Raw genomic sequence first — 13,923 nt, 5'->3', positions numbered from 1 at the left:
TGGAGTTTATCGAACAGCCCAAATGAGATGACCTCTTAGACGCCATCCGCTTTCCGAACGTGATCGTTTGGATCGGGCTGGGTGGGCATGAACTCCGGCTGGCGGCGGGCCGTGAGCGGGGTGCGGTTGAACTGGCCTCAGTCCTCGTCCCGGGCGCGCCGGTAGAGCTTGGCTATGTCGTCGTCGAAGTACGCGGCGTAGGAGACATCGTCCTGGTCGCCGCCGCCCTCGTGGCCCCCCAGGACGCCGATGACCGTGCCGGTATGGCTCTTGGGATTGTAGTCGGCGAGCCAGGGGCTGCCGCTGGTCCCGTCCTCGAGGCCGGGGCACTGGATGCGCAGCTGGGTGTCGCTGAACTTTGTGGTGCGGTTCTGGCATGAGATGGGGGTGTCGCGGCCGGTGGGGTAGCCGGTGATCTTGACCTTGTTGTTGAAGCCGCGGTTCATGCCGAGGGTGTTGCCGCCCAGGACGTCCTGGATGTCCTTGCCGTCCTTCTGGTCGAGGACGAGGAAGGCGACGTCGAGGTCCTCGTCCTGCGACTTGGCCCAGCGGTCGTCGACGACCACCTTGCTGACCTTCCACAGGCCGGTGGGTTCATCGCCGTTGCGGTAGCCGGGGGCGAAGACCAGGTCGTTCAGCGGCTGTCCGGAGTCGGCGTCGAAGGCGCAGTGGGCCGCGGTGATCAGCATGTTCCGGCCCGGACTCTGCATCACGCTCGCCGTGCAGAAGTGGGCGCCCTGGTCGTCCTTCTCGAAGAGCGCGCCGATCCGGGCGTTCTCCTCGGTCCTACGGGGGGTGTACGCGTGGCCGTCCTTAGCCGGCGCCGTCGCGGGGAAGTCCTGGTCCTGCCCCTGCGGGGACTGGCCCGGCTCGCCGGACTTACCGAAACCGCTGCGCCCGCTGCTTTTGGCCGTATGGGTTTTCTCCGCTGCGTCGCCCACCACTGCGGCCGCCCCGACGATGACCAGCGTCAGGGGCAGTATCGAATTCCTGGCTAGCGATCGCACAAGGTCATTATCCACGCGGCCGGGAAATCGGGAGGTGCTTCAACGGGAGGCTCCCGTCACAAGCCACCGCCCGGGTCGACCATCGGCACCCTGGTCGAGTGCGCCACCCGCTACGTCATGCTCCTGCACCTGCCGGGCGACCACGGCAGCCGAAAGCGTCCGGGACGCGCTGGTCACCGCGGTCCAGACCCTGCCCTCCCACCTCCGAAGGTCTCGGGATGCTCGTGCTCGCACGTGTCGTTGGTGCCGTAGGTGTCCCAGGCGGGGAACGGGTCCGCGCTCGGCAGGCTCTCGTGGTCGGCCATGAGGCAGTCGGTCAGGGCCGCGTCCAGTGCGTCCGGGTGCAGGTGCGTGCCGATGAAGACCAGTTCCTGGCCGCCCGGGCTGTCGGTGTCGCGGGCGGCGGAGGGCTCGAAGCGTGCGACGGAGCCGGCCTGTGACCACGGGCCCGTCACCTGAGGGCGGCCCGGTGACAGGACACGGACCGGAAGGGAGAGTCGTGTCATGACCCACTGTGACAGGGGAAACCGAACCGACCGTACACCCGTCAGTGGTGGCAGACAGCGGTCCGGCCGGCCTCGATGTGCCCGGGCTCGGAGACCTACACCTGGGCCGGGAGGGCTACACCAAGATCATGACCGGGCTGCGGAACACCGCGCACTATCTTGCCGACGGCATCGCGAAGCTCGGTGTCTTCGACGTGATCAGCGACGGCACCGACATCCCCGTCGTCTCGTTCAAGCTCACCGACCCGAGCCGGTTCACGGTTTTCCACGTCTCCGACGAACTGCGCCGCCACGGCTGGCAGGTGCCCGCCTACACCATGCCGCCGAACGCCCAGGACATCGCCCTACTACGCATCGTGGTCCGCGAGGGCTTCGGACGGGATCTCGCAGAATCCCTCCTGACCGCCATCGGCAACACGGTCGACCGGCTCACCACCACCCCGCCGGCCCACGAGGCCGAATCCGGCTTCTCCCACACCTGAGGGCCACCGACTGCTTCGGCACGGGGAAGACCCAGGTCAGCTGAAGGCTGTCCGGTAGAAGATCTTCGGGGGCCGGCCATGGGTCATCCCATGGCCGCTCGGGCCGCGTCGAGAAACATCAGTCGGTTGGCCTCCAGGTAGTCCCGCACGCTCTCACCATCGGGCAAGCCTTCCCACACGGTCCGGTTGAGATCGAGGAAGTACGCGCGCGCGGCGTCATGCACAGGCAAGGGGAACTGGATGCGGATGAGCCGCTCCGTAACCCACAGCCGATTCATGATGTCCTGGGTCTTGAGGTACCAGGCGTGGGTGTCGTTGAACTCCGGAGGCCGGCTGAACGCGGAGCGTTCCGCCTCGGCCGCCACGTCGATGAACCGCTCCAGCAACGCCAGCCGTTCGCCGCGCCGGGTCTCTGACAAGGCGATCTGCTGCCGTTGCTGTTCAGCACGTTCCGCCGACAACTGAGTCCTGTGCTGGACGAGGTAGGACAACAAGCCGCCGAGGACGACGCCCCCCAAGGATATGAGTGACACCCAGATCTGACCTGCCACGGCGCCTCTCGTCCCATGCATTCGATCTATGGGGATTCACGGCTGCGGCGCCTCCTGCGAAGAGCGAGTCGACGTGTTTCTCCGCGCACAGTCGTGGCTGCGGCGCACCGCACCAGCGGCTGAGATGATCTCGATGTGGCTGGTGTGATCACGGCGTCGGAACCTCATCGACGTCGCGGCCCCGCCGCGGTTCGCCGCCCCGCCTGGATGAGGTGTGCCGGCCTGAGTGGGCGGGGGGCTACCGGCTCCCAGTGGTCGTGCGGGGTGTGAAGTACTGTGCCCCGCGACAGGCTCATCACAAGGGGGCGGAGATGGAAGGCAACCACGTACGCGCAGGTGGCGTCGTGCTCGGGCAGGGCCTGCACTGGCGTGGAGTGCTTCGCACCCGGCGGGCCGTCGTCACCACGTCGCTCGCCGTCGGCGGGCTCGTCGTGTCGCTCAACTACGGTGGCGTACTGGGCAGTGCGCACAGCCACGAGTCGGTGACATTCCGTGTGGTCGCCGGTATCAGCGCGGGTGTCTTCCTGGTGGCCGCGCTGTTCGCGGTGCGCGGGGCCACGGACGATCTGGTGAAGCTTCTGGCGGGGCGGATCAGCGACAGCCGGTCCGCGGCCCTGCGGGTCATCTGTCTGCTTTTCGGTTACGCGCTGGTCATCCTCGGCGCGCTCAGCCTGATCCGGGTGCCGTGGGAGAAGCTCCTGCTGGGCGGCGCGTTGACCGGAGTGATCCTCGGGATCGCCGCCCAGCCGGTCCTCGGCAACATCTGCGCCGGTCTGGTGCTGCTCATCTCGCACCCCTTCACGATCGGTGAGCGGATCAGCATTCAGTCCGGACCTCTCGGAGGCCGTATCGAGGGCGAGGTGACCGACATGACCTTGCTGTTCGTCCAACTCCGCACGGAGGACGGCCCAGTGCTGCTGCCCAACAACGCCGTGCTCGGTGCCGCCATCGGCCCGCCCGCTCGCGAGGCTCTCGCGGAGTGACGGCTAACGGTTAGCCGCAGCCGGCCGACGGCCTTCGGGGGACTCGCCGAGAGTGCTCCGGCGGTTCCAATGACCCTGGGGCGCGGCGGGGGTCCGGGACCTGCTTGCGGTCCCACGCTGGTCGCCCGGAACGATGCGCCAGACACGCGAACAGGGGGGCGGCGCTGTGGAATGGACCAAGTTGTGGCTCGACGACCCGGAGGAGCACGACTTCCCGGCAGCGGCCGCCTACCTCGACCTGCTCCTCCCGGCGGAGGAGGTGACGCGGATCGTCGACGCCCTGCGCACGTCGTAGACGCAGATGAAGAAGGCCAAGGACATCATGCGCGCCTCAGGCCTGCCGTTGCTCCCGGAAGACAACGTCCACGTCCAGCAGTCGTCGGCGGATGGGCCGGACTGCAGCTCGGCTCGCGCTTCCTGGAGTCGGCGCGCACGCACGCCCTCGCCCAGGCCCTGCATCATCCCGCCGCGCACGTCAGCATCGAGCTCGGCCAGCTCGGACCGGGCGCGGTGACTGTGGGCGCCGCCGCCCTGCCGCTCGCCGACTTCTTCGCGGTTGGCGGCCGCCGACCGCCCGCGCCGGCGGAACCGGCCCCGCAGCCGCCGTGGCGTCCGGGCCTGGACGGACGGCTGGCCCGGGAAGCTCCCCCGCGGCAAAGGCAGCACCTGCCATCCGGCCACAGCGGACGGCCGGCGATGTAGAGGTCCGTTATGCGGTCTCGCGCACGATCAATTCGGGATCGAAGACGACGCAGGTCGGTTCGAGGCGCTCCCCTGTGATGTGTTCGTCGAGGATGCGGACCATTTCGGCGGCCATCTGTTCGACCGGCTGGCGGATCGTGGTCAGTGGGGGGCGGCAGGACAGGGCGATGCCGGAGTCGTCGAAACCGATAACCGCGACGTCGTCGGGCACTCGCCTGCCCCGCTCGCGGAGTATCTGGCAGGCACCTTGGGCCATGAGGTCGTTGGCCGCGAACACGCCGTCTACGTCCGGGTGTTCGTCGAGCAGCTGCCCCATGGCCGCGACGCCGCTGTCGAGGGTGAAGCCGCCTTCGGCGACGGGCAGGTACGGATGGCCGTTGCGGGCCATGGTGTCGCGGAACCCGGCAAGTCGCTCCTGGCTCGCGGTCACGGCGAGCGGGCCGGCCACGCTGGCCGGTCTGCGGCAGCCGCGTGCCAGGAGATGCTCCGCAGCGAGCCGTCCGCCGTCGCGGTGGTCCAGGTCCACATAGCTCAGCGGCGTGGGGCGTGCCGGCCTGGCAAACAGCACGGCCGGCAGGTTCGCTTCGGCCAGCAGCGCGGGCAGCGGGTCGTCGGCGTGGGTGGAGACGACGAGCGCGCCGTCGGCCCGGCCCTGCCGCAGGTAGGTCAGCACCTCGTGCCGGTCCTCGGCCGACTCGGCGAACATCAGCACCGGATGCATGGAGCGCGGGCGCAGGAATCCGACGACTCCCGAGACCACCCGTCCGAAGAAGGGATCGGCGAAGGCCCTGGCGGCGAAGGCTTCGTGGGTGTCGTGTGGGGGGTCGCCGGCTCCGCAGACCACGAGCGCGATGGTCTCGGCGCGCCGGGTCACCAGAGCGCGGGCGGCCCGGTTGGGTGCGTAGCCGGTCCGTTCGATGGCCTGGCGCACCAGTTGCTGGATCGCCGGGTCCACGTTGCGGACGCCGTTGACGACGCGGGAGACGGTCGCCCGGGACACGCCTGCCTCCCGGGCGACGTCTTCCAGGGTCGGGGCCTGTTTGCTCATGACGGCACCCTAGGGGCAGGCCAGCGACACCGTATAGAGCGCTCTCCGTCTCCCGGGCCGCGCGCTGGCCTGGGTGCGTGTCACGGTGCGAGCTGCTCAATCACGGGGCTGCAGGTCCACCTCCAGTCTCAGGGGCAGGTCTCCCGCCGAGCGGCCCGCCAGCACCCGGCACGGTCCCGGCTCGGTGCGCCAGCGGCCTGCCCGCTCGTCCCAGTGGCGCAGCAGCCTGGCAGGAACGGGCACCTGCGCCGTCACCGTCTCTCCCGGGCCGGCGTGGACCACCGCGTATCCCGCGAGCCACCGCTCGGGGTATTCCAGTGCGGCGCCGGGCCGGGCCAGATATACCTGGACGACCTCGCGGCCGGCGCGCGCACGGTGTTGCGCAGCCGGACGCGCACGGTGAACGACTCGCCCGCCCGGACCGCGGGCGGCCCGGTCAGTTCCTCGTAGGCCCAGGTGGTGTAGCCCAGCCCGTGTCCGAACCAGTAGGCAGGCGTCCGGGGAGGGGCCGGCCCAGCACGCCGAGCCAGTCGGCCTGCCTCAGCAGACGCCGCGCCTTGTCGTCTACGACGTGCTGCGCGAGGTGTCCCTCCTCCACGGCGCGCACCAGCGCCTGCCCCCGGCCCGTCCGGTCCGGGCATCACCAGGTCCAGCCCGGCGCGCGCGGTGTCCAGGGTGGTCCGTGCCGCTCCCCAGTCAGAGACGACGACGCCGTCGAACCCCCACTCGCTCCGCAGCGGATCGGACAGCAGGGGGTTGGCCGTCATGGTCGCGCCGTCGACCGCGTTGTAGCCGGCCATGACGAACCGGACGTCCGCCGCTACGGCCGCTTCGAACGGCGCGAGGTACACCTCGCGCAGCGCCCGCGCGCCCACCCGCACGTTCACGGTCAGCCGGTCGGTCTCGGAGTCGTTGGCCACGTAGTGCTTGGCCGTGGCCGCCACGACGTGCGCCTGGATGCCGCGCACCAGCGCCGCTCCGATCCTGCCGGTCAGCTCGGGATCCTCCGAGAAGCACTCGAAGTGCCGGCCGCCGAGCGGGCTGCGGTGCAGGTTGAGGTTGGGCGCGAGGACCACGTGCACGCCCTTGCGCCGTGCCTCCAGGGCGAGAAGGGAGCCGAGTCGCTCGACCAGCGGGTCGTCCCAGGTGGCGGCGAGCGCGGTGGCCGAGGGCAGCAGAACAGCGGTGCTCCGCTCGTCCCACGACGGCCCGCGCACGCTGGCCGGTCCGTCCGACATCACCCACGGCCGCAGGTCGATGGCCCGCTCCCCCGCCGTGCGCCAGGTGTCGGCCCCGGTGAGCAGTCTGACCTTCGCCTGAAGCGTGAGCTTGCCGATCAGCCGATCGAACTTGCTCTGCGTCGTGCATCCCCGCCCCCTCGTAGTGCATTCCCACCCCAGGATCGCGCCGTGTCTTCAGTTGTAGACGCCGAACTCGTACAGCGAGTAGCCGTAACCGGTGCCGCGCGCTGTGCCGTTGACGCGGACGTAGCGGCCGGTTGCGCTGACGTCGAAGTCGTCGACGCCGCCGTTGCCGTCGGTCACCGTCTGCACGGTCTTCCAGTTCTGGCCGTCGTCGGAGGTCTGGATGGTGTAGGCCTTGGCGTAGGAGGCTTCCCACACCAGTTGTACGTGCTTGAATGAGGTGCGCGCGCCCAGGTCGACCTGGAGCCACTGCGGGTCGCTCCAGTCGCTGGCCCAGCGGGTGCTGAGGTTGCCGTCCACCGCGTTCGCCGCGGTGCACGGGCAGTCGCCGTAGCTGCCCTGGAAGGACGAGGCCGTGGCGGGCTTGCCGAGCGCAATGTTCGTGCCGTTCACCGCGGGCGGCACCACCTTGATCGAGCGGGTCTCCACGCCGACGTTGCCGTGGCCGTCGGTCGCCTTGACGTAGACCTTCCACACGCCGGGCCGGTCGGGCGCTGTGATCTTCAGCCGGCCGCCGCCCAGGTTGGTGGAGGGCAGGGATGCGAGTTGCTTGCTTCCGTCGATGTAGTTGCTGTTGTCGAGGACCTCGTAGCTGATGGGGTCGCCGTCGGGGTCGGTGGCCTGCACGTCCAGGATCAGGTCGCGGCCGGCCTGCACGTTGCCGGCGCCGCCCTCGACGCTCAGGTCGGAGATGACGGGCGAGGTGTTGTCGTGCGAGGTGTCCCCTCCGTAGGCGCGCTTGACCGCGTAGTAGGAGAGCCGCTTCTGGCCGGCCGGCAGCAGGTTGAACCAGATGCCGCCGAAGTCGTACTCGGTGCCGTAGTGGAACATCGTCGCGCCCAGTGCCACGCCCTTGTGCCCGGTGATGCAGCCCCACGCGCGGGTGTAGGCGTCGGCCTTGGCCTGGTCCGTGGGCTCCTGGGGTACGCCGTTGGCGTCGTGGGGCACCTCCCACTCTCCCGCAGGGCCGGTCTCGGTGACGATGTACGGCTTGGTGTACCCGCCCTGCTGCCAGGCGGACCTGACGTCGCAGACGGCGTTGTAGGAGTTGACGGCGTACAGGTCGAGGTCGGGCGCGTTCTTCTTGAAGTACGGCCAGGCGCCGACCCATGCGTCGGTGGAGGTCACCGGGTGGTTCGGGTCGATGCTGTGGATCCTCTTGGTGATGTCGTCGACGAGGGTGGTGTAGGCGTTGCGTTGTCTTTCCAGCTCGTCGCCGCTGTAACAATTCTGCAGGCCGAGTACGGACTCGTTGCCAACGTCCCACATGAGAACGCCCGGGTTGTCCTTGTAGGTTTGCACCCACTTGGGGAACTCGTCGAGCACCTGGTTCTTGTACGTCGTGTCGGTAATGTAGTTGACGCATCCGCCGGCGCCGGGGCCGCCGCCGGGCTGTAGCCAGAATCCGGCGATGACCTTGATGCCGTGGGCCGCGGCGGAGTCGAACAGCGGCTTGCTGGAGGCGTCAGTGCCCCAGGTGCGGATGGTGTTGACGCCCATGGACTGCAGGTCGGGCATGTACTTGTCCGCGTCGGAGACGGCCGGGCCCCACGTCAGGCCCTTGATCTGGTAGGGCTGTCCGTCCACGGTCAGCTGCCAGTTGCCCTGGGTGCCGGTCACCTTCACGACGCTTCCGGCGGCGTGGGCCGCGGTCGCGGGGAGGGCGGCAAGAGCGCCGACGGTCAGGACGCCGGAGGTCAGGGGAGCCAGGAGCCGGCGCGTGCGGATGCGGGTGCGGGATCGGGACATGGTGTCCTCTTCTGGTGTGGGGTAGGGAGGTGGGCGGTCCGGCCGCAGCGGGGCAGGCGAGCGACCGGACCGCCCGGATACGGGGAGGGAGGGGTGCGGCCCGTTCAGGGCAGCTGGTAGTTGGCGTCGAGCGCCGCGCCCGCCTCGGGGTGTGTCTGGTCGTAGCCGCGTGCGTCGCACTGCAGGCCGCCGACGATGCAGTGGTCCACCAGTGCCTTGAGCGTGGGGTCGTCCCAGGCGTTGAAGAAGTCGTAGTGGAAGGAGTAGCTAGGCCCGCTGGCCAGTCTCAATCGGGAGAGGTCCCCGTTGACAGGGAAGGCCATCTTGAACTCGATCATGGGCACGGCCACCGGGTGGTCGGCGGGGCAGACGTTGTCGTTGGTGCCGGGTTTGACCACGGGGTAGGCCATGTGACTCCTGTGGTCGGGGGTGTCGAGGTACTTGCCGTCCCAGCAGCTGGGGGCCTGGAAGCGGATGTTGAGCTGGACGTCGGCCCGGTTTGGGCAGTCGGTGGGGAAGTTGACGTTGAAGTAGCTGTCGCCGCACTCCCAGCCCTCTACGAAGCCGGGGTGGTGGCGGAACTCGTCGGCACTCTGCATCGGGCTGCCCACGACGAACCTCAGCCCCTTGGGGAAGGACCGCACGCTGGTGTAGTCGGTCACACCGGCCTTGTAGTAGATCGTCTGGGGGCCGACGGGAAGCACCTTCTGGTCGCCGTTGAACAGGGTGGGCATCCAGTAACCCGATTTGTCCCCGGGCGCCTTACACGTGGTGGCTCCCGCGTCCAGGGAGGCCGTGGTGCTGTCTGCGTTCGTCGACGTGTTGCCCATGAACGTGTGGTCGTGGGACTTGCCTGGCTGCCGCGGGTAGACGATCGGGTCGTCCGGGACGGTGTGCGACACCGAGCAGTTGGCCTGGAACTCGTGGAAGTAGCGGTGCGGCGGATCCTGCGTGGACGGGGTCACCCCGGTGACCGGCGGATTCGCCGGAATGTAACCGTCACCGTGCGGGTCCTCTGGCGACGACACGGTCGACACCGCCATGGTGTGACCTTCATGGACGGCCGCGGACGACACGACGGCTTCGTTCTCGGACGTGGACGCTCCGGCGCTTGCGGCGGCGCCACCCAGGTCGACAGAGGTCAGCAGCAGCGCACCTGCGATCAGCGCGCCTGACAGAATCTTCGATCTCCGTGGCATGGAGACCTCCTGAAGATAGGGGAAGGCGAGGTCGTGCGGTCATGGAGCAGGGAGAGCGCTCTCCCATCCCGGAGTGTCAACGCGGTTACGCCTGAGTGTCAAGCGACCTGCGGACCGGAGGGGGATCCCTTATGCCTACCGTCCTCACAGCAACGGCTCAGATCGCAAAGGGAGTTGAGCGACCAACTCCAAAAACGCGGACACGCTGGCGACACATGAAATGGTATGCCCCGGTTCTAATGGAGTCGGGTTGCTGGACAATTGACGATCCAGCAGCCTTCGGAGGCCGTGATGCCCCGCAGTTGTCCGCCCGAATTGCGCCGCAAGGTTCTCGATCTTGTCGCATCCGGCAGGAAGGCAGCCGAGGTCGCCCGACTTCTCGGCATCAGTGACCAGACGATCTATGTCTGGCGTCGCCAGCACCTCATCGATACGGGGCAGTTGCCCGATACGACGAGCAGCGACCAGTCCGAGCTCGCTGCGGCCCGCAAGCGTATCGCCGAGCTGGAAGCTGAGTTGGCCATCCACCGGCGGGCTGCCGAACTGTTGGGCCAGGTGACGTCCCCAAAAGGCGGTTCGAAGCCATCCGCGTGAGGGCCCGTGAGCAACTGCCGGTGCAGCTGGCCTGCCGGGTGCTGCATGTCGCAGAGTCCGGATACTACGCCTGGCGTGACCGGCCGCCGTCGAACCGCCTGGTCAAGCACGCCTGCTGACCGAGGCCATCGTGGGCATCCACACCGCCTTCCGCGGCACCTACGGCTCCCGCCGGGTCCACGCGGAGCTCGGTCTGGGCCTGAACATCCATGTCAGCCACAGCACCGTGGAGATGCTGATGCAGCGCGCCGGCCTGCATGGCCTGCCCGGCAACCGGCGCCCCCGCGCCAAGCACGTGACCCCGTCCGTCTCCGACCTGGTGGAGCGCAACTTCACCCGGCACGCCCGGGACCAGTTATGGGTCACCGACATCACCGAGCACCCCACCTTTGAGGGCAAGGTGTACTGCGCGGTCGTTCTGGACACGTTCTCACGACGCGTGGTGGGCTGGTCGATCGACGCCTCACCCACCGCGGCACTGACCACCAACGCCCTCGCCATGGCCATCGGCAACCGCAACCCGCAGCCCGGCGGCACCATCATCCACTCAGACCACGGAGTGCAGTTCGGGTCCTGGGCGTTCACCCAGCGCGCGAGGGCCTCCGGCCTGCTGCCCTCGATGGGCTCCATCGGGGACTGCGTGGACAACGCGATGATGGAATCCTTCTGGGCCCGGGTCCAGGTCGAACTGCTCAACCGCAGACGGTGGCGGACCCGGCTGGAGCTGTCCACCGCACTCTTTGAGTACCTGGAAATCTTCCATAACCGACAGCGCAGGCACTCCGCGCTGGGCATGCTCAGCCCGGTGGAGTACGAACTCCGCACGCCACCAGTAGCCTGAAACCAAGCAACTCGACTCCACCCAACTTGGGACAGTCCGCGGACTCTACGAAACTCGGGGCAGCTCAGCTTCTGTCGTTGTTGGTCGGCGTCGGCTGACCTCGCACGGCCCGGCGACGGCCCGAGAACTGTCACTCGGCAGGCGTCTCCCGCTCTTGCAGCCGCACCCTCACCTGGTGGTTGTGCTCGGCGTGCCCGATGATCTCCCCGATGACGCGGGCCCCTAACGCGGGCAGGTCTATCCCCTGCGGCATCGCCGTGATCTCGGCCAGCGCCATGGCCTCCGGAACGCCGTCGACACGGATGAAGACCCCGAAGGGCTGACGTCCGATGACCTCGCCAGCGATCGAGGCCCCCAAGGGCAGAGCCGCGACGGTCGCCGCCCATCTCTCATGGCGCATCTCCGCCGACACTTTGGCGACGCTCGGCCATGCGTACTCGTCCATGGGCAGATCATGACTGCGAGGCAGGCCCTTGACCACCGTCAAGCCTCGACCTCTTCGTCCCGAAGCAACTTGGGCGGGGGCGCTGCCTGGGCTGGTGTGGCACTCACCTGCGGCGATCGTCCAAGGGCGTCTGCGCTCGTCCGCTGCTGTTCGTCGGCGTTGTCACGCAGTTAGACACGCAGCGAGTGCCGGACTCCCCGCTCGCCCTGTAGATCAACCTTGCTCTTCGAGCTGGTCCATCCATGCGAAGGCGCCCGCAGTGAGAGCAGCCCGTGATCCGGTCCGCCAGCGGTCAGTGATGTCGGTCCAGCCATGAAGCATGGCGCTCTGGGCGCCGTCCGCGGATGCCCGGTTGTAGAAGAGACTGAACTTGAAGACCCTGCCGTCGGCGGAGATGACCTGCCCATCCTCGTGGTCTGGGCCCTCCTGCAGGAGGTCGACGACTACCGTCCGGTTCGGGTCGAGCCCCTGGCCCTTCAACAGCTCTCGCAACCTGTCCCAGAGGTCGTACCCGCTGGTCCGTAGGAGATCGGTGTACTGAACGACGATGCTGGACACCATGAACGTCATGATCGGTCCTGGCCTCTGCGAAGGGAAGTACGGGCGGCGTCGTTGAGCACAGTGCTGGCACCCAGATGGCACCCCGGCCCTGGTCGCCGATGGGGCAACGGTCGTGACGGCTGGACTTTCTGATCCGTAGCTCTACAGAGGTCGGTCAACGACGGTCATAGAGGTCGCCGCGAGGCCCTTCAGAGGCACTGCCGGTCATGGTCGATTGCTGTGGTTGCTTTGCTTCGCTGCTGTACTGCAGCCATCGCCGAACTCCTGCCTGATCTTCTAGACACCCGTGTTTGCCAGGAACAGACGTAATCGGCGGAGGCTCGCCGCATCGAGCCTGATAGACGCTCTGGGGCCACCCACCTCGTGATCCGATAGTGGCAGGTGATAGCTATGTGCCGCATGGACACCGAGCACGCTCGCCCCGAAGACCGGGCCATGCTCCGGGCGGCTTTTGACACCGGGGAGCCCCTGGGCTGGGAGGCAGTCCGCGCCTTCGAGACGGAACACGGAATCACGTTGCCCGAGCCCTACCGGACCTGTGTCGCGGAGATAGCCGACGGCTGCAGCTTCGGCCCGCCCGACTACGGCCTGGTGCCGCTGGCCGAGCTACCCGATGACTGGGGTGACGACCGCCCGGTCCGTGAGCTGGCCAAGCCGTTCCCGCTTACGGAGATGTGGCTGTGGGAGGAGGACGATATACCGGACGACGAACTGGGTCCGAGGCTGGATCCCGTCTTCGACCACGGGTCGCTCGTGCTGGGCACTGACGGCTGCGGCATGTACTGGCACTTGATCGTCGCAGGGCCCCACCGTGGACACGTCTGGAACATCTCCGGCGAAGGGGCCGGACCGTTTGGGTCCGAGTTCGGTTTCACCACCGGCGAGTCCGGCTTTGCGGGCTGGGTCCGTCACTGGGTGGAGGGCATGCCCTGGTCTGATGCAACGTGACCTTGAATGACGGCGTGCCTCGGGTAACCTCCCGCCGCGATACCTGCGTTTCGACAGCCCCAGATCGAGAGATCTGCATCACCGATGGCACAGTTCACACTGACCACCGCTTTAGGAGTTCATTCTTGGCTGCATGCGCGCTGCCGCGTTGCTACTCCAAGGGCTCAAGGCAGTTTTCCTGCTACCGCCAAGGTCCCCATGCGTACGGCTCTGGTGCCGTCATTTACTGCCGTCGGGCTTTGCTTGGCTGCGGCCTCGTCGAGTTCGGTTGCTTTCAGTGTTATTTCCTGCTGTTCCCCGCTTGGTCTCGTGCGGTTGTGGAGCGCCTACTCAGACTTGGTGCCGTGGGACAGACCGCTCCCTGCGCTCCCCGAACGCGGAGTGGGTGGACATCACCAACGACACCCGCCGCGAGGTGAACCTGGACGGCTGGACCCTGTCCGACCGGGCCGGCCACACCTACACCTTCCACCACTACCGCCTGGAAGGCCGCGCCACCGTCCGCGTCCACACCGGAATCGGCCGCAACAGCCGCACGGACCTGTACCAGGACCGCCTCAACTACGTGTGGAACAACCGCTCCGACACCGCCACCCTGCGCGACGACCACGGCAGCTTCGTCGACGCCGTCTCCTGGGGCCCCGTCACCGCAGCGGCGACCACCACTGACCACTCCACCATCGTGTCGGTGTGCCCAGTAAGCCAACACCGACACCCAGCCGAACACCGAGGCGCACCGACTCTCATGGCCGGTGCGTCGCAGTCATTCGGTGACTGCCGTCGGGGCGAGGGTTTTCGGTCGTACCCGTTAATGATGTGGAAGTTGGGTCACCTGAGTTTCTAAGAGGTCATCTCATTTGGGCTGTTCGATAAACTCCAGGTG

Annotated in this window: 12 protein-coding genes and 4 pseudogenes; 6 read left to right on the top strand and 10 right to left on the bottom strand. The window is 67.8% G+C overall.

The genetic code is table 11. From position 1 onward, the window contains the following. Window positions 1-137: 137 nt before the first annotated feature. The gene (locus AAW14_RS38270) at window positions 138-1,007 is read right to left on the bottom strand and encodes a trypsin-like serine peptidase (RefSeq protein WP_265569079.1); all 870 of its coding nucleotides are present in this window, start codon (window positions 1,005-1,007) and stop codon (window positions 138-140) included. 173 nt (window positions 1,008-1,180) lie between these two features. After that, window positions 1,181-1,471, bottom strand: a pseudogene (locus AAW14_RS38260) (GTP-binding protein); the annotation flags it as partial. Between the two features lie 89 nt (window positions 1,472-1,560). Between AAW14_RS38260 and AAW14_RS38255 the strand changes: the two are divergent. Further along, window positions 1,561-1,995 (top strand): hypothetical protein, encoded by a 435-nt coding sequence (locus AAW14_RS38255; protein ID WP_265569078.1) that lies wholly within the window; start codon window positions 1,561-1,563, stop codon window positions 1,993-1,995. 83 nt (window positions 1,996-2,078) lie between these two features. Here AAW14_RS38255 and AAW14_RS38250 read toward each other — a convergent pair whose 3' ends face one another. Continuing rightward, on the bottom strand, window positions 2,079-2,567 hold the full coding sequence (locus tag AAW14_RS38250; RefSeq protein WP_265569077.1) for a hypothetical protein: 489 nt from the start codon (window positions 2,565-2,567) through the stop codon (window positions 2,079-2,081). Window positions 2,568-2,857: 290 nt separating this feature from the next. On the opposite strand from AAW14_RS38250, the gene AAW14_RS38245 reads away from it, so the two are divergent. After that, the gene (locus AAW14_RS38245; RefSeq protein ID WP_265569076.1) at window positions 2,858-3,529 is read left to right on the top strand and encodes a mechanosensitive ion channel domain-containing protein; all 672 of its coding nucleotides are present in this window, start codon (window positions 2,858-2,860) and stop codon (window positions 3,527-3,529) included. Window positions 3,530-3,695: 166 nt separating this feature from the next. Next, window positions 3,696-3,824, top strand: a complete 129-nt coding sequence (locus AAW14_RS38240; protein WP_265569081.1) for a hypothetical protein — start codon at window positions 3,696-3,698, stop codon at window positions 3,822-3,824. A gap of 414 nt (window positions 3,825-4,238) precedes the next feature. Here AAW14_RS38240 and AAW14_RS38230 read toward each other — a convergent pair whose 3' ends face one another. The 5 genes and pseudogenes from AAW14_RS38230 to AAW14_RS38210 form a co-directional block, all read right to left on the bottom strand. Then, complete coding sequence (locus tag AAW14_RS38230; protein ID WP_265569075.1) at window positions 4,239-5,279, bottom strand: LacI family DNA-binding transcriptional regulator; 1,041 nt, start codon at window positions 5,277-5,279, stop codon at window positions 4,239-4,241. 96 nt (window positions 5,280-5,375) lie between these two features. Further along, a complete protein-coding gene (locus AAW14_RS38225) occupies window positions 5,376-5,597 on the bottom strand; it encodes a fibronectin type III-like domain-contianing protein (RefSeq protein ID WP_265569080.1) in 222 nt (73 codons plus the stop codon). Window positions 5,598-5,766: 169 nt separating this feature from the next. Beyond that, window positions 5,767-6,679: pseudogene (locus tag AAW14_RS38220) on the bottom strand (glycoside hydrolase family 3 protein); the annotation flags it as partial. Window positions 6,680-6,694: 15 nt separating this feature from the next. Then, window positions 6,695-8,452 carry a discoidin domain-containing protein gene (locus tag AAW14_RS38215; RefSeq protein WP_265569074.1) on the bottom strand — a complete coding sequence of 586 codons (1,758 nt, stop codon included), beginning with the start codon at window positions 8,450-8,452 and terminating at the stop codon, window positions 6,695-6,697. A 104-nt stretch (window positions 8,453-8,556) separates the two neighbouring features. Continuing rightward, window positions 8,557-9,651, bottom strand: a complete 1,095-nt coding sequence (locus AAW14_RS38210; RefSeq protein WP_265569073.1) for a DUF1996 domain-containing protein — start codon at window positions 9,649-9,651, stop codon at window positions 8,557-8,559. Between the two features lie 291 nt (window positions 9,652-9,942). On the opposite strand from AAW14_RS38210, the pseudogene AAW14_RS38205 reads away from it, so the two are divergent. Then, window positions 9,943-11,086: pseudogene (locus AAW14_RS38205) on the top strand (IS3 family transposase). A gap of 130 nt (window positions 11,087-11,216) precedes the next feature. On the opposite strand, the gene AAW14_RS38200 reads toward AAW14_RS38205, so the two are convergent. Continuing rightward, the gene (locus AAW14_RS38200) at window positions 11,217-11,531 is read right to left on the bottom strand and encodes a hypothetical protein (RefSeq protein ID WP_265569072.1); all 315 of its coding nucleotides are present in this window, start codon (window positions 11,529-11,531) and stop codon (window positions 11,217-11,219) included. A 213-nt stretch (window positions 11,532-11,744) separates the two neighbouring features. Continuing rightward, complete coding sequence (locus tag AAW14_RS38195; RefSeq protein ID WP_265569071.1) at window positions 11,745-12,101, bottom strand: hypothetical protein; 357 nt, start codon at window positions 12,099-12,101, stop codon at window positions 11,745-11,747. A gap of 390 nt (window positions 12,102-12,491) precedes the next feature. Here AAW14_RS38195 and AAW14_RS38190 point away from each other — a divergent pair, with 390 nt between their 5' ends. Together AAW14_RS38190 and AAW14_RS39965 are read left to right on the top strand one after the other, a co-directional pair. After that, entirely contained in the window at window positions 12,492-13,040 is a 549-nt protein-coding gene (locus AAW14_RS38190) for an SMI1/KNR4 family protein (RefSeq protein WP_265569070.1), read from the top strand. Between the two features lie 352 nt (window positions 13,041-13,392). After that, window positions 13,393-13,884 (top strand): annotated as a pseudogene (locus AAW14_RS39965) (lamin tail domain-containing protein); the annotation flags it as partial. Window positions 13,885-13,923: the final 39 nt, after the last annotated feature.

The organism is Streptomyces hygroscopicus (assembly GCF_026168105.1).
Taxonomy (GTDB): domain Bacteria; phylum Actinomycetota; class Actinomycetes; order Streptomycetales; family Streptomycetaceae; genus Streptomyces; species Streptomyces hygroscopicus_D.
Note: the sequence above shows the minus strand (reverse complement) of the source record. Positions and strands in the feature narration are given on the sequence as shown.